Annotated in this window: 13 protein-coding genes; 8 read left to right on the forward strand and 5 right to left on the reverse strand. The window is 67.3% G+C overall.

All coding sequences use genetic code 11. The features are described from left to right. The first annotated feature begins 65 nt into the window (after nucleotides 1-65). The 5 genes from ACODRZ_RS13330 (at nucleotide 66) to ACODRZ_RS13350 (ending at nucleotide 6,616) form a co-directional block, all read left to right on the forward strand. Nucleotides 66-1,031 (forward strand): dihydrodipicolinate synthase family protein, encoded by a 966-nt coding sequence (locus ACODRZ_RS13330; protein ID WP_488971308.1) that lies wholly within the window; start codon nucleotides 66-68, stop codon nucleotides 1,029-1,031. 256 nt (nucleotides 1,032-1,287) lie between these two features. Then, nucleotides 1,288-3,360 carry a TonB-dependent receptor gene (locus tag ACODRZ_RS13335; protein ID WP_488971309.1) on the forward strand — a complete coding sequence of 691 codons (2,073 nt, stop codon included), beginning with the start codon at nucleotides 1,288-1,290 and terminating at the stop codon, nucleotides 3,358-3,360. Between the two features lie 72 nt (nucleotides 3,361-3,432). Next, complete coding sequence (locus ACODRZ_RS13340) at nucleotides 3,433-4,002, forward strand: gluconate 2-dehydrogenase subunit 3 family protein (RefSeq protein ID WP_488971310.1); 570 nt, start codon at nucleotides 3,433-3,435, stop codon at nucleotides 4,000-4,002. Further along, nucleotides 4,002-5,675 (forward strand): GMC oxidoreductase, encoded by a 1,674-nt coding sequence (locus ACODRZ_RS13345; protein ID WP_488971311.1) that lies wholly within the window; start codon nucleotides 4,002-4,004, stop codon nucleotides 5,673-5,675. The genes ACODRZ_RS13340 and ACODRZ_RS13345 overlap by 1 nt, the downstream gene beginning before the upstream one ends. Next, nucleotides 5,675-6,616, forward strand: a complete 942-nt coding sequence (locus ACODRZ_RS13350; protein WP_488971312.1) for a sugar phosphate isomerase/epimerase family protein — start codon at nucleotides 5,675-5,677, stop codon at nucleotides 6,614-6,616. The genes ACODRZ_RS13345 and ACODRZ_RS13350 overlap by 1 nt, the downstream gene beginning before the upstream one ends. A 72-nt stretch (nucleotides 6,617-6,688) precedes the next feature. Here the strand turns inward: ACODRZ_RS13350 and ACODRZ_RS13355 are convergent, their stop codons facing one another. Beyond that, nucleotides 6,689-7,066, reverse strand: a complete 378-nt coding sequence (locus ACODRZ_RS13355) for a nuclear transport factor 2 family protein (RefSeq protein WP_488971313.1) — start codon at nucleotides 7,064-7,066, stop codon at nucleotides 6,689-6,691. Nucleotides 7,067-7,077: 11 nt separating this feature from the next. Next, a complete protein-coding gene (locus ACODRZ_RS13360) occupies nucleotides 7,078-8,394 on the reverse strand; it encodes a purine-cytosine permease family protein (RefSeq protein ID WP_488971314.1) in 1,317 nt (438 codons plus the stop codon). Nucleotides 8,395-8,596: 202 nt separating this feature from the next. Here ACODRZ_RS13360 and ACODRZ_RS13365 point away from each other — a divergent pair, with 202 nt between their 5' ends. Further along, nucleotides 8,597-10,636 (forward strand): hydantoinase/oxoprolinase family protein, encoded by a 2,040-nt coding sequence (locus ACODRZ_RS13365; protein WP_488971315.1) that lies wholly within the window; start codon nucleotides 8,597-8,599, stop codon nucleotides 10,634-10,636. Beyond that, a complete protein-coding gene (locus ACODRZ_RS13370; protein ID WP_488971316.1) occupies nucleotides 10,633-12,354 on the forward strand; it encodes a hydantoinase B/oxoprolinase family protein in 1,722 nt (573 codons plus the stop codon). The genes ACODRZ_RS13365 and ACODRZ_RS13370 overlap by 4 nt, the downstream gene beginning before the upstream one ends. 78 nt (nucleotides 12,355-12,432) lie before the next feature. Here the strand turns inward: ACODRZ_RS13370 and ACODRZ_RS13375 are convergent, their stop codons facing one another. The 3 genes from ACODRZ_RS13375 to ACODRZ_RS13385 all read right to left on the reverse strand — a co-directional run bounded on the left by ACODRZ_RS13375 (nucleotide 12,433) and on the right by ACODRZ_RS13385 (nucleotide 15,611). Further along, the gene (locus ACODRZ_RS13375) at nucleotides 12,433-12,816 is read right to left on the reverse strand and encodes a c-type cytochrome (protein WP_488971317.1); all 384 of its coding nucleotides are present in this window, start codon (nucleotides 12,814-12,816) and stop codon (nucleotides 12,433-12,435) included. Nucleotides 12,817-12,862: 46 nt separating this feature from the next. Continuing rightward, nucleotides 12,863-14,632, reverse strand: coding sequence for a M14 family metallopeptidase (locus ACODRZ_RS13380; protein ID WP_488971318.1), 1,770 nt, complete (start codon nucleotides 14,630-14,632; stop codon nucleotides 12,863-12,865). 76 nt (nucleotides 14,633-14,708) lie between these two features. Next, nucleotides 14,709-15,611: a LysR family transcriptional regulator gene (locus ACODRZ_RS13385; protein ID WP_488971319.1), complete on the reverse strand. Its 903-nt coding sequence runs from the start codon at nucleotides 15,609-15,611 to the stop codon at nucleotides 14,709-14,711. Between the two features lie 409 nt (nucleotides 15,612-16,020). Here ACODRZ_RS13385 and ACODRZ_RS13390 point away from each other — a divergent pair, with 409 nt between their 5' ends. After that, nucleotides 16,021-18,534, forward strand: coding sequence for a LuxR C-terminal-related transcriptional regulator (locus ACODRZ_RS13390; RefSeq protein WP_488971320.1), 2,514 nt, complete (start codon nucleotides 16,021-16,023; stop codon nucleotides 18,532-18,534). Nucleotides 18,535-18,538 lie beyond the last annotated feature (4 nt).

An 18,538-nucleotide genomic window follows, 5' to 3' on the forward strand; every position in this document is an offset into this window, starting at 1 on the left:
ACGCCCGGCTACGACCAGGGTGCGGCAGGTCACATGACCCCGCCGTGCTACTGGAAGGAGTATTCGTGGCCTGCAAGCGTGACCGAGTTGGCTGGAAGGGATACCTCCCGGCGATCACGACCCCGTTCGACGATCAGCGCAACCTCGACTTCGACGCCCTCGGCACTATGCTCGAATGGCTTCATGACGAGGGGATGCACGGGCTGGTCGTCGCGGGGACGACGGGTGAGTGGTTCAGCCTCGACGCCGGAGAGCGTCATGCGCTGTTCGCGGCGGCGGGCGCGCAGATGGGCAAGCGCCTGCCGCTGATCGCGGGGTGCAGCGCCTATACGCCTGCGGAAGTGCTGGCGCACATCGAGCAGGCCCATGCCGCCGGCTTCTCCGGCGCGCTGGTGACGCCGCCGCCTTATGCGCGGCCCGGCGACGAGGACATCCTTGCCTTCTACACGACGATCGCGCGGCACAGCCGCCTGCCGATCTGCGTCTACAACTGGCCGCCGGGCACCGGGATCGACATGTCCTTGCCGCTGCTGGAGCGCATCGCCGACCTCGATGCGGTGGTGGCGATCAAGCATTCGACGGGCGACATGGCGCACTTCATGGCGACCTTCTTCGCGCTTCACGGCAAGGTTCGCGTGTTCGGGCTGCCGCTGGACGAAGTGGGCCTCACGATGGTGCGGCTGCACGACGCGGACGGAACGATGGGCGCGGGCGGCGTGCTGGGCCACAACCAGCCGGACTTCTACAACCTGGCATGGCAGGGCGACTTCGATGGGGCGCTCGCCTGCGGGGCGAAGGATCGCGTCATCATGCGCGAATGGTTCACCCCGTCGCTGGTCGGGCGCTTCGGTTCCGCCGCCGCCATCCTCAAGGCGGCGCTCAATGCGCGCGGGGTTCCTGGCGGGCGGGTGCGCTCGCCCTTCCAGGACGTGAGCGCGGGGGACGCTGCACGCATCGCGGCGACGCTTGCCGGGCTCGGCTGTCTGGGCGACAAGCCCGGCGCGCAGCGGACAATGGAGGGCGTGGGCTGATATTTCGCAGCCGTCGCGGGCGCTAATTTGCGTCAGCGACAATGAAACCGGGATGGCGATCGCATTGATCGCACCGGGCTGAAATGGAAGCATCAGGGCCGGCCGCAAGGCCCGCAAGGAAGACAAGAGCACCGCGCCGGAACGAGCGCGGCAGGAATGCAGGAAACCAGGAGGAAGTCAGTTGGCGCGTCATCGCATTTCGTGGTGGCGCCCGGCCTTTCAGCGCATGAGGGTTAGATCCATGAAGACACGATACATGACTGCCATTTCGACCAAGGCGCTGGTTTGTGCCGGACTGGTCTCCGGGGCGTTCGCCGCCTTCTCCGCGCCCGCCATGGCCCAGACGGCCGACGAGGCGAGCGCGCCGAACGAGATCACCGTCACCGCCCGCAAGCGCAACGAGACCGCGCAGACCGTCGCCGACCCGATCAGCGTCGTGACGGCCGCCAAGATCGGCAATGCCGACTTGCGCACGCTGCAGGACGCGGTGCGCCTGACCCCGAACCTCGTGGTGCTCGACGGGCTCTATCCGGGCTACAAGACGGTCTCGTTCCGTGGCTTCACCACGCTCGGCCGTGACGGCGAGTTTCCCTTCGCCACCGTCGTCGACGGCGTCGTCCAGCCGGGCCAGATGTTCTTCCAGCAGGACCTCGTCAACGTTCAGCAGATCGAGATCCTGCGCGGTCCGCAGGGCACGCTCTACGGCGGCGGCGCGATCGCGGGCGCCATCAACATCGTGACCCGCAAGCCGACCAACGAATACACCGGAAACGCCTCGTTCCAGTACCTCAACGGTGACGAGAAGCGCGGCGTGGTCGGCCTGTCCGGTCCGATCATCAAGGACAAGCTGTACTTCTCGACCGGCGCCAGCGCCTACGACACCGATGGTCTTATCAAGAACCTGGCGAATCCCAAGAATGCCGACTTCGGCAAGGGCCTGACCACCCGCAGTTCGCTGCTGTTCACGCCGACCGAAGACATCACCTTCGCGCTCAGCGCATCGACCACTGACAGCAAGACGGGCGGCCTGTGGCTGGCGGCGGTTCCCGACGCGGACTTCAAGGACGTCACGCCGCTGCCCAGCGAGAACCAGGCAGGGATGGTGCGTTCCAAGCTTCGCGCCTATTCGCTCAAGTCCGACTGGGCGATGCCGGGCTTCGCCACGCTGACTTCGGTTACCGCCTATTCGCGCGGTCGGGAAAACACCTCGGCGGACGCGGACTACACCGCAGCCGACCTTGCCAGCCAGACCGTGCGCTTCGTCGATACGACATGGTCGCAGGAACTGCGCCTGACTTCGGACGGCAGCGGCCCGCTCAAGTGGAACGCGGGCGGCTACTACCAGGACGAGAAGCGCGATTACCAGAGCAGCTACGATCCGGTCGGCGGCACCTCGAGCTATAACGACAACCTGCGTCACTACGAGACCTTCGCCCTGTTCGGGCAGGCGTCCTACGAGGTTACGGACAAGCTCGAATTGACCGGCGGCTTCCGCTACGACTGGGAGAACCAGTCCTACTTCGATCGCCTTTCCGGCCAGATCCTGAAGCAGAAGTTCAGCGAACCGCAGGGCAAGGCCTCGGTCTCCTACAAGTGGAGCCCGGACCTGTTCACGTATGCGACCTATTCGCGCGGCTACCGCAAGGGCGGCTTCAACCCGAGCAGCAGCAGCGAATCCCTGCTGACCTACAACCCGGAAACCGCCGACAACTTCGAAGTGGGCTTCAAGAGCAACTTCGGCGGCAGTCTGGTGACGCTGAACGGCGCGGCGTTCTACACCAACTTCAAGGGCCAGCAGTTCTCGACCTCGCGCGTGATCGAGAACGTGGGTATCTTCACCGCCATCTCCAACATCGGCAAGACGCAGGTCATGGGCGCCGAGGCGGAACTGTCGGTGCGGCCGATGCACGGCCTCAGCCTCAGCGGCTCGCTCGGTTACTCGGACGTGAAGATCAAGAACTTCGTGCCCGAGAACCCGGACCAGTACCACGACAACGTCATCCCGCAGATCTACCGCTTCACCGCGCAGGCCGGGATCGACTACGAGGCGGAACTGACCGACGACATGACGCTGACTTTCCACGGCGACATGTCGCATCGCGGCAACGTCTACTGGGACGTGCAGAACGCATTGGAGACCGGCCCGAAGACCTTCTTCAACGCCAAGGTCACGCTGCAGAAGGGCATGTGGTCGCTCTCCGCGATCGGACGCAACCTCAGCAACGAGCGCACGCCGATGGCGGTCGGGCCTCACGCGCTGGGAACCACGACGCTTGCCAGCTACAACAGCCCGCGCCAGTACGGGTTCGAGGTCGGCGTGAAGTTCTGATCGGGCAGGGCCGGTGGGGGGGGATCCTCCACCGGCCCGGTCCGTTCGGGTCACAGTATATAAGGCAAGGCATTGCACCGCAGGGATATTCTCAAGTGGATCGCCGCCGCCGCGTTCAGCACGCCGGCGATGGCGCAGGGCATGGCGGATCATGCGGGTCATATGATGGGCGGCGGCGATGCAGCCCCGTCGGTGCCGCCGCCACCGCCTTACACCCCCTTCGCCCCTGAGCGCCACGCTGCGCTGGAGCGGCTGGTGGACCTCGTCATCCCCGCCGACGACACGCCGGGCGCCAAGGATGCGGGCGTGACCGGCTTCATCGAACTGATGCACCAGCACTGGATGAACGACGAGGAGCGCCGCCGCTGCGACGCCGAACTCGATCTCGTGCTGGCCGCCTTCGCTGCCGGGGGCGATCCGGCGGTCAAGCTCTACGACGGCACGCGCTTCAAGGCGCCGACGCTGCGCAAGCTGACCGTCTACGGCTATTACACCAGCGAGATCGGCGCGAGCCAGGAGCTTGATCTCAACCTCGTGCCCGGCGCTTACGACGCCTGCGCGGCCCTCGGCGCTGACGACAAGGCGCCCTCTCTCTACGTCTGGGGAATTTCGATGAGCCTTGCGAACGGAGCAGGCGCCTGATGGACGCAGACGTCATCGTCGTCGGCTCGGGCATTTCGGGCGGCTGGGCCGCGAAGGAACTGACCGAGCGCGGCTTTTCCGTGCTGTTGCTGGAGCGTGGCCGCAATGTCGACCCCGCCAGGGACTACGTCACCGAGCACCTCGCCCCTTACGAACTGCCCTATCGCGGCTTCGGCGACCGCCAGCGTTATGCGCGCGACTACAAGGTCCAGTCGCGCATGGCCGGGCTCTCGGACGCGAACGCGCACTGGTTCGTCAACGACGCCGAAAACCCCTACGAGACAGTTCCCGAGGCCGATTTCGCGTGGATACGCGGCTATCACCTCGGGGGGCGTTCGATCACCTGGGGCCGGGCCTCGTTCCGGCTGAGCCCGTTGAACTTCTCCGAAGCGGGCAGGGACGGCCACGGCATTCCCTGGCCGATCGGCTACGACGACCTTGCGCCGTGGTATTCGCACGTCGAGCGCTTCATCGGCGTCAATGGCGACCGCGACGGCATCCCCTCGCTGCCCGATGGCGAGTTCATGCCCCCGCACGGCATGAACTGCGTGGAGGAGCACGTGAAGGGCGCGGTTGCCGCGAAGTTCGGCGGGCGCCCGATCATCAACGAACGCAGCGCCGTCCTGACCCAACCGATCGGCGATCGGCAGCCGTGCCACTATTGCGGGCCGTGCATCCGGGGCTGCTCGACCGGCTCCTACTTCAGCAGCGAAAGTTCGACGCTTCCGGCCGCGAAGGCGACCGGGCGGCTCAAGGTGATGACTGACGTGGTGGTGGACTCGCTCATCCACGATCCGGCGACCGGGCGCGTTACCGGGGTGCGGATCATCGATGCGAAAAGCCGCACGCGCAGCACCGTTTCGGCGCGCGTCGTGTTCCTCAATGCCTCGACGCTGGGATCCACGCAGATCCTGCTAAATTCGATCGATGCAGCAAACGGGCGCAGCTTCGCCAACCGTTCGGACGCGCTGGGCCGTTACCTGATGGATCACGTCATGGGACCGTTCGGGCTGGCGACGATCCCCGGCTTCACCGATCGCATGCCGATGGGCAACCGGCCGAGCGGCATCTACATCCCGCGCTTCCAGAACCTAGACGGCAGCGACCGTGCGTTCCGGCGCGGCTACGGCTACCAGGGCAGCGCCTCGCGCCAGATGTGGACGCGGGGCGGGGAGGGCGATGACATCGGCCTGTCGCTCAAGCACCGTCTGCGCAAGCCGGGGCCGTGGCAGATGTTCATCGGCGGCATGGGCGAATGCATGCCCTATGCCGACAACCGCGCCACGCTTTCCAGCCAGACGGACAGCTGGGGCCGTCCGCAGCTGCACGTCGAATTCCACTGGCACGAAAACGAACTGACGATGGCCAAGGACATGGCCGCAGAGGCGAAAGCCATGCTGGAGGCTGCCGGTGCCACCGACGTCATGGTCGGGGACGCGCTCGGTCCGGGTGGCCTCGCCATTCACGAGATGGGCACCGCGCGCATGGGCGACGATCCGGCGCAGGCGGTTCTCAACGCGCGCAACCAGTGCCATGACGCGGCGAACGTGTTCGTGACGGACGGCGCCTGCATGACCGCGTCGGCCGCGCAGAACCCGTCGCTGACCTACATGGCGCTGACCGCGCGCGCTGCCGCCTTCGCGGCCGACCAGATGAAGCAAGGAGTGCTGTGATGACCGACTTCGCCCTTTCCCGCCGTGGCCTGCTGGGCGGTACGGCCCTGCTGGCGACTGGGCTGGCGGCAGGCTCCATGCTGGGTGGCGCGGGCGCCTTTGCCCGCCCGCCGAAGCGGCCGCTGGGCATCCAGCTCTACACCTTGATGACGCTGCTGGATGCCGACTTCGAGGGCACCGTGGCGAAAGTCGCGAAAATGGGATACCGCGAGGTCGAGACGCTCGGCAGCTTCGGCCGTGACCCGGCTTTCGTCCGCGAGGTCTTCGATCGCAACGGCCTCGTTTCGCCCTCTCAGCACATCATGCCGCCGGGGTTGTACGAGGTGTTCGACGACGGCGTGGCGGGCCGCATCGACCGCGCGACCTTCGAGCGCAAGTTTATCGAGGCGTTCGACTTCGACCACGTCGAGGGCCTGATCGACGCCTGTGCGAAGCAGGCGGGGCCGCTCGGCCAGAAGTACATCGTGTGGCAGATCAGCTGGCCCTCGCAGCTGCAGTCGCTGGAGCAGATCAAGCAACTCATCGCCGCGCTGAACCGCGCCGCGCAGGCCGCTCACGATCGCGGGTTCCAGCTGGCGTACCACAACCACGACCAGGAATTCAAAAAGGTCGGCTCCGACGTCCCCTACGACCTGATCATCGAAGGCACCGACCCCGACAAGTTGAAGTTCGAGCTTGACCTTGCGTGGGCGACCAAGGCGGGCGTCGATCCCGTGGCCTACTTCAAGCGCCATCCCGGCCGGTTCCGGATGGTCCACATGAAGGACGTCGCCGCCGATGGCAGCGTGCGTGATCCGGGCACGGGCCTGGTCGACTTCCGCCGCATCATCCCGGCGGCGGAGAAGGCGGGGATCGAGCACTTCTTCGTGGAATACGACGTGCCCACCGACCCGCTGCGCACTGCAGCGGATGCCCAGAAGTATCTCGCTCCGCTGATGTGATCTGCCAGCGGGGAAAATGCATACGAAAAAAGGCCCGGTCGCGTGAAGCGGCCGGGCCTTTTTTGATGCCGATCAGGCGGCTTCGGGGCGTCCGATGACTTCGAAGCGGGCGATCTTGCCGTCGCGGAACCGGGCATGGGCCATGCAGACCTCGGAACCGGACTTGCCTTCGGCCGTGAAGGTGCAGCGGTACTGCACGAAGCCCTGCGTCTCGTCGGCGAGCGTCGCGATAACCGGGGTGACCAGTTCGACTGCATCGCAACGCTCGCGAATTCGGGCGAAGTGGGCGCAGATGGCTTCGGGGCCGGTGCCGCGCACGCCGCCATCGACGATGAACTGGGCGTCGTCGGTATAGTGCGCCGCGAAGGCTTCAGGCGTGAAGGCGTGGTCGCGGAAGGCCCCGTTCCACCAATCGAACATGCGGGTGATGGGGCTGAGGGTATCGATCATGAAAGCTCCGTTCAGGTAAGGGCGGCAGCGGGGCGCGAGCCGGTCACCCGGTCGGCCACGAAGAGGAAGACCATCGCCGCCAGCAGGGCATCGACGGTGGGGGCATGGGTGATCTCGAACAGGCCGAGGCCGACGTTCGCGCGCGGCAGCGTCGCCACGCCGACTGCTATGCCGAACACCCATGCCATCAGCGGCGCGGCGCGAAACGCCGGGATCGGTGCATTGGCGTCGGTGTAGCGGCTCCGCTTCATCAGGAAGTCGGCGACATAGGCACCCGACATCGGCGCGATCAGCAGGCCCATGAAGGTCAGCCAGACGATAAAGTGGCCGAGGATGTCGGCGGCGGCGAGGCAGGTGCCCAGCACGCCCGCGACCACCGCCAGCTGCCAGCGCTCCACTTTGGGGAACAGCGCCGAAAGCGCCAGCGCCGAGGCGTAGAGGTTCTTGTCGTTGCTGGTCCAGGTGGCGAGGATGATGATGAGGGTGCCCGGCAGCGCGATCCCCGCCGCCAGCATCGTCGCGACCAGATCGGCGTTGCCGTAAAGCGTGCCGAGCGCGGCGGCGAGGATCAGCAGCAGCGGGAAGGCAACCGCGTAGTTGATCGTCATCGCCGTCGCATTGTCCCCTGCGGTCTTGAGGAAGCGGCTGAGGTCGGGGTTGATCGAGCAGCCGAACACTTCGGCGCCGACGACCACCGAGACGATCATGCCAAGCCCCATCGGCTCGGTGATCGTGCGGGCAGCGAAGAGGCCCGCCATGCCGTGCCGGTCCAGCCCGATCGCCAGCGGCACCAGCGTCGCCATCAGCAGCAGCGGCACGCTGACCACTGCGACCTTGCCCATCGCCTTGACCCCGATCACCGCCGTCGAGGCGATCAGCGCGCCGACGAGGACGACGCCGATCCGCTCGTCCAGTTGGTAATCCAGCTGGGTGCGCAGGATCGCCGCGAGGCTCTTGACGAGGATCTGCGTCTGCAGCCCGAACCAGCAGAACGAGGTGAGCACCATCATGCCCACGATCGCCATCGACCCGCGCCGCCCGAAAGTGCGCTGGATGATCATCGCGGTGGGCAGGCGGGCGACGAGGCCGACATAGCCGGTCAGCACGCCCCACAGGCCCAGCAGCGCGCTGCCCAGGATCACGCCGATGGCGACGGTGGTGAAGTCCGCATGCTGGCCCAGCTGGCCGCCGAACGCGAAGAACGGGACCGAGATCGACACGCCGATCAACACCATCGTCAGGAACGGCCAGCGGCGCAGTTCCCCCTCTTCGGGCGGGCGTTCGGGATTGCGTTCGACGATCCCGGCGATCTTGCGCAGCAGCTTCATTATCGAAAATGTCTCCAGTGCCCGCCGCCACGGGGAGGCGCGGCGGAAAGGCGGGTATGGGGCAATGGTGTCAGACGGACCGCGCGGGGCAAAGGGGAGAGGGCGGGTCTTGCGCGTGATGCAATGACTTCGCGAAGACTTGTGCCGTTTGCGCAATATCATCGGCGGCGAGTTCAGGGATTCACATCCGGGAAAACAGTGCATGAAGAGATTTCGCGTCGCCGTCGATATCGGCGGGACATTCGTGGATTCGATCCTGTTCGATTCAGAGACGGGAACGACGAGGCTCGCCAAGGCATCGACCACGCCTGACGAGCCGGTACGCGGCGTGCTGGCCGCGCTCGACCGCCTCGGCGTGTCACTGAACGACACCGAACTGTTCGTCCACGGCACCACGCTGGGCCTCAACGCGGTAATCGAGCGGCGCGGGGTAGAGACCGGCATCATCACCAACGCAGGCTTCCGCGACGTGTTCGAGATCGGCCGCGCCGACGTTCCCGCCGCGTCGATGTACGACTACCGCTACCAGCGCGAGGCGAGCATCGTGAAGCGCCGCCACCGCTTCGGCGTCGGCGGCCGCATCGATGCGCACGGCAACGAGGTGGAGCCGCTCGACGAAGCCGCCGTGCTCGATGCGGCGGGCAAGCTGGTGGAGGCGGGCATCCGTTCGGTCGCGATCTGCTTCCTGCACAGCTACCGCAACCCCGCGCATGAGGCGCGCGCCGCAGAAGTCATCCGCGAAGCCTATCCGCAGCTGGCGGTCTCCGCTTCCAGCGCGATCACCCGCGAATACCGCGAGTACGAGCGCACCGCGACCGCGGTGGTCGATGCCTACATCAACCCGATATTCAACGACTACGTCGGCCGTCTTGAGAACGGGCTGGTCGAGAACGGGTTTGGCGGCAAGCTGCTCATCATGCGCTCCGCAGGCGGGGCGATGACCGCGCAGACCGCGCGGCAGGCGCCGATCTATACCGTGCTGTCCGGCCCCGCCGGTGGCCTCATCGGCGCGGGCCAGTTGGCCAAGGCGATCGGCCGAGACCGCGTGCTGACGCTGGATTACGGCGGCACCTCGCTGGACGCCGCCGTCATCGAGGACGGCGAGCCGCTGGTCATGCATGAAGCGCCGCTCGCCGATCTGCCCGCGCTGATCCCGATCTTCGACATCCGCTGCATCGGCGCGGGCGGTGGCTCGATCGCGTGGGTGCAGGAAGGCCTGTTGCAGGTCGGCCCGCAGAGCGCCGGTTCGCAGCCCGGCCCGATCGCCTACGGTCGCGGCGGCAACGAGCCGACCACAACCGACGCGGCGTTGATCCTGGGCTTCCTCGACCCCTCTACCTTCCTGGGCGGCACCGTCGACCTCGACGTTCCCGCCGCGAGGCAGGGCATGCAGGACCGCGTTGCCGGGCCGCTCGGCATCGATATCGACCGCGCGGCGGCGGGCATTTTCGACGTTCTCGTGGCCCGCACCGCCGGTGCCATCCGCGAGATCACTGTCGAGCGCGGCCGCGATCCGCGCGACTTCTCGATGCTCGCCTTCGGCGGCGCCGGGCCGCTGATCGCCCCGCTGATCGCCCGCGAAGTGATGAACGCCGAACTGATCGTGCCGCAGAACCCGGCCGTGTTCTCGGCCTGGGGCATGCTGATGTCCGATATCGTCACCGACGTCGCGCTGACCCAGCTGCGCCTGCTCGAACCCGAGGCGCAGGGCCCGGTGGAAGAGGCGTTCGCGACGCTCATCGAGGACGCGCGCGCGCAGCTTGAAGGGCAGAGCGGCACCCAGACCGAGCGCCGCTTCCTGCGCCTCGTCGAATGCCGCTATGCCGGGCAGGAACACGCGCTGGAGATCGAACTGCCCGAGGGTGAGGATCTCGCCTCGCTGCGCGCCCGCTTCGACGACCTCCACCGCGAGCGCTACGGCCACGCCATCGCCGCGCCGGTGCAGATCGTGACGCTGCGCGTGCGCGCCAGCGCGGTCATGCCCAAGCCCACCCTGCCGATCGTGCCCGAGGCCACCGGCCCGGCGTCGGACGCGCAGATCGGCGCGCGCGAGGCGTTCTGCTTCGCCCGCTGCGAGCGCACCCCGTTTGCGGTCTACGATCGCAAGTTGCTGGGCGCGGGCCACACCTTCGACGGCCCCGCGATCGTCGAGGAAGGCACCACCACCACCGTCATCCATTCCGACCAGACCGTCGCCGTCGATCCGCACGGCCACCTCATCGTCCGCAGGAAGTCCGCATGAGCACCGAAACGAAGCTTGATGGCGCGACCGTAGAGGTCATCCGCAGCTACCTCGTCTCCGCCGCCGAGGAGATGCGTCGCACGCTGATCCGCACCGCGTTCAACCCGGTGATCTACGAGGTGCTGGACTTCGGCATCTCGATCTACGACGCCGATCTGGAACTGATTTCGGACGCGCCGGGCCTCGCGTTCTTCCTCGGCGCCAACGACTACGCCATCCGCAAGGGCGTGGAGTTCGCAGGCGCGGAGACGATGCGCCCCGGCGACATCTTCATCATGAACTACCCCTACTGGAATTCGGCGCACGCGCTGGATGCCACGCTGTTCGCGCCGGTCTTCGCCGACGGCGAGGACAAGCCCTTCGCCTATACCTGCATCCGCGCGCACTGGATGGACCTTGGCGCCAAGGATCCGGGCTACGTGCTCGATTCCACTGACATGCACCAGGAAGGCCTGATCTTCCCCGGCACCCGCATCTACAAGGATGGCGCGCCGGTGAAGGACATCATCGACATCATCAAGTTCAATTCGCGCATGCCCGGGCCGGTGATGGGCGACCTCGACGCGCAGGTGGCGGCTACCCGGACCGGCGTCGAGCGCCTGAACGCGATCCTCGGCAAGTTCGGTCGCGCGGCCTTCGACGAGGCGGTGGGCCGCATCAAGGTGGCGAGCGAAGCTCTGGTGCGCCGCGCGCTGGCCGACCTGCCGCGCGGCACCTGGGAAGCGGGCGATGTGGTCGACGACGACGGCATCAGCGACGATCCGGTGCCGATCCACGTCAAGGTCACGATCGACGACGAGGGCCTGACCTGTGACTTCTCGGGCTCCTCCCCGGCGGTGCTCGGCCCGATCAACATCCCGATCGGCCTGACCGAGACGATCTGCAAGTTCGTGCTGAAATCGCTGACCTCCGCCTCGCAGCGCAACAATGCGGGCTCGTTCCGCGCGCTCAAGGTGATCGCGCCGGAGGGCAACCTGTTCCACGCGGTCTATCCCGCCGCCACCTTCACCCAGTGGCCCGCGCACCTTGCGCTGGAACTGGTCTACAAGGCGCTGGCGCAGGGCATGCCCGAACGCATCGCGGCCTGTTCGGGCGGCGATACGCTGGGCTTCATGATGATCGGCACCGATCCGGTCACCAAGTCGATGTACGCTGTCTCCAACAACGAGCCGGTGGGCTGGGGCGGCAGCGCCGAGTTCGACGGCATCAACGCCACCAACCACATCTCGGGCAGCCTCGTGCGCAACACGCCGATCGAGGTCATCGAGATGAAGACCGGCATGATGATGGAACAGTTCGAGATCAAGCCCGATTCGGGCGGTGCCGGCAAGCGGCGCGGCGGCATGGGCACCGAGCGCCTGATCCGCTTCACGCAGGATGGCGAGTTCCTCTCGATCACCAAGCGCTCCAAGGAAAAGCCGTGGTCGCTGGGCGGCGGCGCGCAGCCCGAGACGAACGAGCTGATCGTGCGTGCGGGCACCGATGCCGAGAAGCGCGTCGGCACCTACCGCATGCCGGTGGCGATCGGCGACCGCGCCATCGCGCGCGGTGCGGGCGGCGCGGGTTACGGCCTTGCGGCGGAGCGCGATCCGGCGGCGGTGCTGGACGACGTGCTTGACGGCTACGTCTCGGTCGAGGCGGCGCGGGAACTGTACAAGGTGGCGATCGTCGGCAGTGCCGTCGATGTGGCTGCGACCGAGGCGCTGCGCGCGGCCTGAGGCTTGACGAGAACAAAGAAAAAGGCCCGTCGGAGCGATCCGGCGGGCCTTTTCGTATGTGCAGGGCGGTGAGGGCGGTTACTTCGACAGCGACGCCAGATAGGCCACTAAGGCTGCGCGCTGCGCCGGATCCTTGACCCCGGCAAAGCCCATCCGGTTGCCCGGCACCATGCCCGAAGGCTTGGTCAGGAAGGTATCGAGCGTCTTGGGGTTCCAGGTCACGCCGGCCTTTGCCATCGCCGGGGAATAGCGGAATCCGGGGATGCTGCCTGCCTTGCGGCCGGAAATGCCGGCGAGGTTAGGGCCAAGCTTGTTGGCGCCGCCGACGTTGGTCGTATGGCACATCGCGCAGCTGCGCGCGAAGACCTGGGCTCCGGCAGCGGGTGGGGCGGCGAATGCGGAAGTGGCGGCAAGCGCACCGGCGGCGGCCAGTGCCGCTGCGGCGATGGAGAGTGTCTTCACTGTTGTATCCTCACGTTTTTCCGGGTCATGGTCCGGGTGGAGGCGGTCACGCAGGGCAGCGTGCCACGGGGTAGAGCATGTGACGTTCGTCGCGATAGGGTGAACGCAGGTAGAACCACTTCAACCGCGCCATCGGGTCGGCGGCGAAAGCATTGTCCGAGGCCAGCTTCGCGTGGAATTCGGCGTTGAGGTCGGGGTCGGTCGCCAGCATCTCGTCGGCCATCGGCGCGATGACGTAGGCTTCGAGGTACTCGACCGGGTCGAGCATGCCCGAGATATAGCCCTGCGCGAACAGGGAATCGGCACAGACCGGCTCGAGCATATGAATGACGAGATCACCAAGCCTTTGATCTGTAGTGACAAAAGCTGATCCAGGCGAGAACCGTTCAACCCGCCGTTCCACGCCCGCGATGCTGGCTTTCAGCACGATCCGGCGTTCGGAGACACCGCCCGCGATGTCCAGATCGGCGAGGCGCAGCATGTCCACTTCCGCCTCGACCCATTCGGTCGCGATCTCCATTTCGATGCCGTGGGCGCGCAGGCGGTCGAGCACTTCGAGCTCGCTGGCGGGCACCCGGTAGCCGAGCGGGCGGGCGATCGTCTGTCCCTGCTTCGAGCCGAGCACCGGCGTTTCGATGGCGGGCAGCGGCGTGCCGAGCCAGCGAACTTCGCGGGCGCCGCTGGCCGGGGAATCGTAGAATTCCGAGGCTATCGGGTGGAACAAAGTGGTGCGCACCGGCTCGGGCGCCATGTCCCATGTCAGCACCGGCTTTGCCACCCGGCGCTCGCGGTCGGCGCGGGAGGCAGCACGCAGTGGCACCGAGCGGCACACAGCGGCACTCAACGATGCCTCAAGCAGCGCATACGTGCCCAGCACGCGCTGACGCACGGGCTTTAGCGAGTGGTTCTCGACCAGCACCGTGGCGATGTGGCGGATATCGCCATAGCCATGCGAAAAACGCGGTGGGAACGCGGGCAGCATCAGGCCGAGTTCCGGCCGGCGATCGTCGGCGGCAAGGATCAGCGGACCGGGCAGGTGCCCCAGCGCGCGCATGTGGGCATCGACCAGCGGGCGGTAGCTGTCCTCCAGCCAGGCGCTCAGTTCGGGCGAGGCGGAGTAGGCGGCTTCCTGGAAACCGTAAGTGATGTCGTACTGGTAATCGAGGCCGTCGGTGACGTGCAGGTCGATGAACAGGTCGGGATCGATGCTCCCCAGCAGCTTGAGGATCGCGCGGATCTCGGGCGAATGGGCCTTCACGAAATCGCGGTTGAGGTTCAGCCCCTGCGCCGAGGCGCGCCAGCCCTGTTCCTCGGGGCCGCGCTGGTTGGGACGCGAGTAGACCGAGCGGCGCTCGTGCCCGTCGGGGTTGAGCACCGGCACGAAGTACCAGTCGCAGCCGTCCAGCAGGCCCGCCTTGCCGCCCACCGCGATGTCGCGCAGCAGCATGAGGCCGGCGTCCTTGCCGTCGATCTCGCCGGGGTGGATGCCGCATTCGGTGAACACGCGGACCGGGCCATCCCCGGCAGGCGGCGCTGCGGCGCGGTCGAGGTCGGTGCTGGCGATGACCAGCGTGAGCGGCTGCCCTTGCGCCGAAGTGCCGTATTCGTGGAGCCGGATCAGCGGCGAGGCCTCCGCCAGCCGGACGAGGAATGCGCGCGTCTCCTCGTAGGTCGGCGTCGTCTGGAGGTCGTCGATCTCGGCGGGAGTGACCCAGGGGTCGGCGGCGTCGCGGATCAGCGCTTCGCTGGCGCCGCTCCACGGCTGCATGGGGGGAAGGGGGGCGCGGCGCTCCGGCGGCCAGTAGGCGGGCTTCATCGTGGTCCTTTCACAGGTCAGCCGCACGCTACCGCCTGTTCGTTGCGTGTGCGGAGCGAAGACGTTGCGCGGAAGCTCAGTGCGTCCAGCTGCGCATCTTGGCTTCGAGCACCGTCAGCAGCTTGGCGGGCGCGCCTTCCAGCTGGCGACCGAGGCGGGTGATGAGGTGGACCGACACCGGCTCCGCTTCCGTCTCGGCAAAGGGGATCGCGATCAGGCGGCGGCTGGCGATCTCGCCGAAGGCGGCGATCTGCGGCAGCACCGTGGCGAAGCGCCCTTCCGAAGCGAGATCGCGCATCATCACGATCGAGGAGGTCGTCTGCGCCGGTTCGAGATAGGCGCCAGCAGCGGCCTCCATGTGGCTGAGTATCTGGCGGATGCGGAACCCCTTGGGCGGCAGGCACAGATCGTGCTGCGCCAGCTCCGTGATCGACACCTGGTTCTTGCGCGTCAGCGGATGCGAGGGATGGACGAGGATCATCAGCGGCTGCGCCACCGACAGACGCACGCGCACCTTCGGCTCCGGCTCGATCTGCAGGACGAGGCCGACGTGGACTTCGTCGTCCTCCACCATCCGCACGATCTCGCTGGTGGAGCCGACGTGGGTGTCGATGTGCAGGCCGGGGTTCTTCTTGTGGAAGGCGTCGATGGTCTGGAAGAAGGCGCTGGTCAGGAACCCTTCGCCCACCGCCAGCCGGATCGAGCCCTTGCGCACCCCGCGCAAGTCCTGAATGCGCGAGCGCAGCGCGTCGAGTTCGGCGATATGCGTGCGGTGGAAATCGTAAGTCAGCTGCCCGGCCTCGGTCAGCTTCACCGAGCGGCGGCCCTTCTCGATCAGGTTGACGCCGAGATAGCCTTCGAGCTGCACGATCTGGCGGCTGATCGAGGACACCGCGACCCCCAGCTTCTCGCTGGCGAGGCGCATCGAGCCCTGGCTCGCCGCCTCGTAGAAATAGCGCATCGCCACGTCCATCAACATCGTCGTGCAGACCCTTACACCACCCTCGGGCAACAGATGGGAGGATAACCGAGGGCTGCGATCTGGCACCTGCGAGAAATGGACAGGATCGTGCAGATTCGGCCAGTCGATCCTGCACTTCGGCGCTGTACGGCGTGCGGCGATGCATTCGCGGGGCTTGCGCGGGCAGGGCCAAAGACGTTAGCCTTTTGCACATGCGAAAGCCTGTGTGCTCCCTCCCATGGCCCGAAACCTCCGGAACGTCAGTCCTCGGAACGGCTTGGTCGTCGTCGTGCGGGACGGCATGACCGCATCGGGGCGCGTCATCCCTCTAACGCCGCCGGATGACGGATCCGCGACAGCGCGTGTCGAAAATCGGGCTTCTTCCCCGGAGCTTTCTTCTCTTCCGGTGCCGCCGACGCCGTTTACCGTGGAAGTACGCCTGGGACGGCTGGCCGATCTGATCGAACCTGCCGGGACGCAGCGGGTGCTGCAGGTCTACGGCCCCACCGGCCTCGGCAAGACGACCCTGATCGCCAACCATGCGCTCGCGCGCGGGTCGGTGCAGCGGCAGTTCCGCTGGCTGGGCCTGCATCCCGCGCATCTGCGGGACGAGGACGCCTTTCGGCAGGCGCTGGCGGAGGCGCTCGGTCATCCGGACGAGACGGCGTTCGATCGCATTCACGCCGTCCTTCGCGGGCGCGGCGATCAGGTGCTGGTGGTCGATGCCGGTGCGCTGGAGCCGGGGCCGCTTGGCAAAGTGCTGGGAGAACTGGTGCACTGGACCGGCACCGAACTGCAGGTCTGGTTGATCTCGCGCCGGCCCAATGCGGCGATGCTTGCCGAACTGCGCTCGCCGCATCTCGTGCGCACGCTCGATCCCGGGGCGCTGCTGTTCGATGCGGATGAGGTGCAGGGCCAGGGCATCGCGCAAGGGTGGCCGCTGGCCGAGGCGGTTCTCGCGGCGTTGTCACCGGGGGAAGCGGACGCCGACCGGCTGCTCGATCACGCGGGCGGATTGCTGGAAGCGGCGATCCGCGACGGCATCTGGCAGGGCCTTTCGGCTGCGACCCGCGATCTGCTGGCCCAGACCGCGATGCTCGAACGGGTGGACGCGCGGCTGCTGTCGCGCATCGCGGCGCCGCTGCCGGCTTATCCGGTGCTCGACGAGATCGCCACGCTGGCGCCGCTCGGGCAGGTCAGGCGCGGCGCGGGCGGCGGTTTCTCGCTCCATCCGCTGCTGCGCGCCTTCGCCTTGCGCCAGCTGGAGCGCGGCGAGCCGGCCCGCAGGGACCGGGCTTACCGGCAGGCGCTGCTCCATCATGCCGAGCGCCGCGCGCCGGAAGCGGCGATCGCGCTGGTGCAGGATACCGGCGACCACGGCCTTGCGCGCATGGCGTTCGAGACGTTCACCAGCACCGAACTGCTGCGCGCCTCGGGCTATAACCGCCTGCGCCTGGCGATGGCGCAGCTGAGCCCCGAGGCCGCCGAGCAATCGGGCCAGATCCGCATCACGCAGGCGATCGTGGCGATGAAGGAAGGACGCTTTCCCGAAGCGCGGCGCCTGCTCGAATCCGCGCGCGAGATGCTGAGCGAGGACATGGCCTACCAGTCGCCGTCGCTTTCGCGCGTCTATGCCGATTTCGTCATCGCCCAGCACGTGCTGGCGTTCCACGCCCATACCGAGCTGACCGAGGCGCAGCTTTCGGAGGGGTATTTCTGGTCGACCTACACCAACGACCTGACCAACGCGGCTTTCGTCTACGCCTTGCGCAGCCTGCACTACCTGCGCCGGGGGGAGATCGCGCTGGCCCAGGACCAGATCGAGATTTCCCGCGCCAAGTATGAACGGGCGACGAGCTATTACGGTCTGGGCTCGGCGCTGCTGGTGGACGGCATGATCGCGCTGGCTGGCGGGCGGCTGGAGCGGGCCACGGCGCTGGCGACCGAGGCGCGGGTGCTGATCACGCGCGCCATGCCGGACGATGCGGGGCTGATGGCGGTTGCCGAATGCGTCCTGTGCGAAGTCGAATTCGAGCGCGGCCATGCCGAGGGCCTGTTCGACCGCGTCGATGCCGCGCTGCGCGATCTGGAGGCCTGCGACGGCTGGCCCGATGCCTTCGTCATCGGCTACCGCGTCGGCACGCGCGCCGCTCTGGCGGCAGGGGAAGAGGACCGCGCGCTGGGCCTGCTCGACCGGGCGATCCGGTTGATGCGCGGGCGCGGCCTCAGCGACATCGAGCGATATTGCCGTATCCTTCGCGCGGGCATCGTCTCGAACGACGCGGCCGGTGCGCAAGGCTGGCGCTCGCGCGACGTGGCGGCCAACCTCGTCACGCCGAACTGGATCGCCTGGCGCGAGAGCGACGAGACGGCCCTCATGGACGGGCGCGAGGCGCTGGAGGCCGGGGACCATGCCCGCCTTGGCGGCATCGTCGCCCGGCTGCAGGAGCAGGCGGACGAATCCGGGCGGCGGATCACGGCGATCCGCGCGCTGCTGCTTTCGGCGGTGAGCGCATTCGGCGACGATCACGTGGCAGAGGCGGTGCAGAGTCTCCGAAAGGCGGTCGCTCTGGCCGAGGCCGAGGAGATCGTACAGCCCTTCGCCGAGCACGGCCCGGTACTGCTGCTGGTGCTTGAGGCGATGAAGGCGGCGCCTGCCTATCGCCTGGCGGGGCGCGGCACGCGGGGTTTCTGCGCCGCCCTCGGGCGTGCGATCGCGGCCCGCACGCAGGACGCGGACGGCGGGGTGGCCTTCGTCCCGCGCGAACTGCAGGTGCTCCACTGCCTGACGCAGCGCCAGTCCACCAAGGCGATCGCGCGCGAGCTGGGGCTGTCGGCCAGCGCGGTCAAGTTCCACCTTGCCAACATCTACCGCAAGCTGGGCGTCAACAAGCGCTCCGAAGCGGTCGTCGAAGCCCAGCGTCGCGGCGTAGCGACGTAAGCGG

It is taken from the genome of Novosphingobium sp. FG90, from assembly GCF_057808725.1.

Excerpts from the sequence above, each read along its gene's own strand:
- ACODRZ_RS13335 (WP_488971309.1), top strand. The coding sequence starts at position 1,288 with ATGACTGCCATTTCGACCAAGGCGCTGGTTTGTGCCGGACTGGTCTCC.
- ACODRZ_RS13345 (WP_488971311.1), top strand. The coding sequence starts at position 4,002 with ATGGACGCAGACGTCATCGTCGTCGGCTCGGGCATTTCGGGCGGCTGG.
- ACODRZ_RS13350 (WP_488971312.1), top strand. The coding sequence starts at position 5,675 with ATGACCGACTTCGCCCTTTCCCGCCGTGGCCTGCTGGGCGGTACGGCC.
- ACODRZ_RS13355 (WP_488971313.1), bottom strand. The coding sequence starts at position 7,066 with ATGATCGATACCCTCAGCCCCATCACCCGCATGTTCGATTGGTGGAAC.
- ACODRZ_RS13360 (WP_488971314.1), bottom strand. The coding sequence starts at position 8,394 with ATGAAGCTGCTGCGCAAGATCGCCGGGATCGTCGAACGCAATCCCGAA.
- ACODRZ_RS13365 (WP_488971315.1), top strand. The coding sequence starts at position 8,597 with ATGAAGAGATTTCGCGTCGCCGTCGATATCGGCGGGACATTCGTGGAT.
- ACODRZ_RS13370 (WP_488971316.1), top strand. The coding sequence starts at position 10,633 with ATGAGCACCGAAACGAAGCTTGATGGCGCGACCGTAGAGGTCATCCGC.
- ACODRZ_RS13380 (WP_488971318.1), bottom strand. The coding sequence starts at position 14,632 with ATGAAGCCCGCCTACTGGCCGCCGGAGCGCCGCGCCCCCCTTCCCCCC.
- ACODRZ_RS13385 (WP_488971319.1), bottom strand. The coding sequence starts at position 15,611 with ATGTTGATGGACGTGGCGATGCGCTATTTCTACGAGGCGGCGAGCCAG.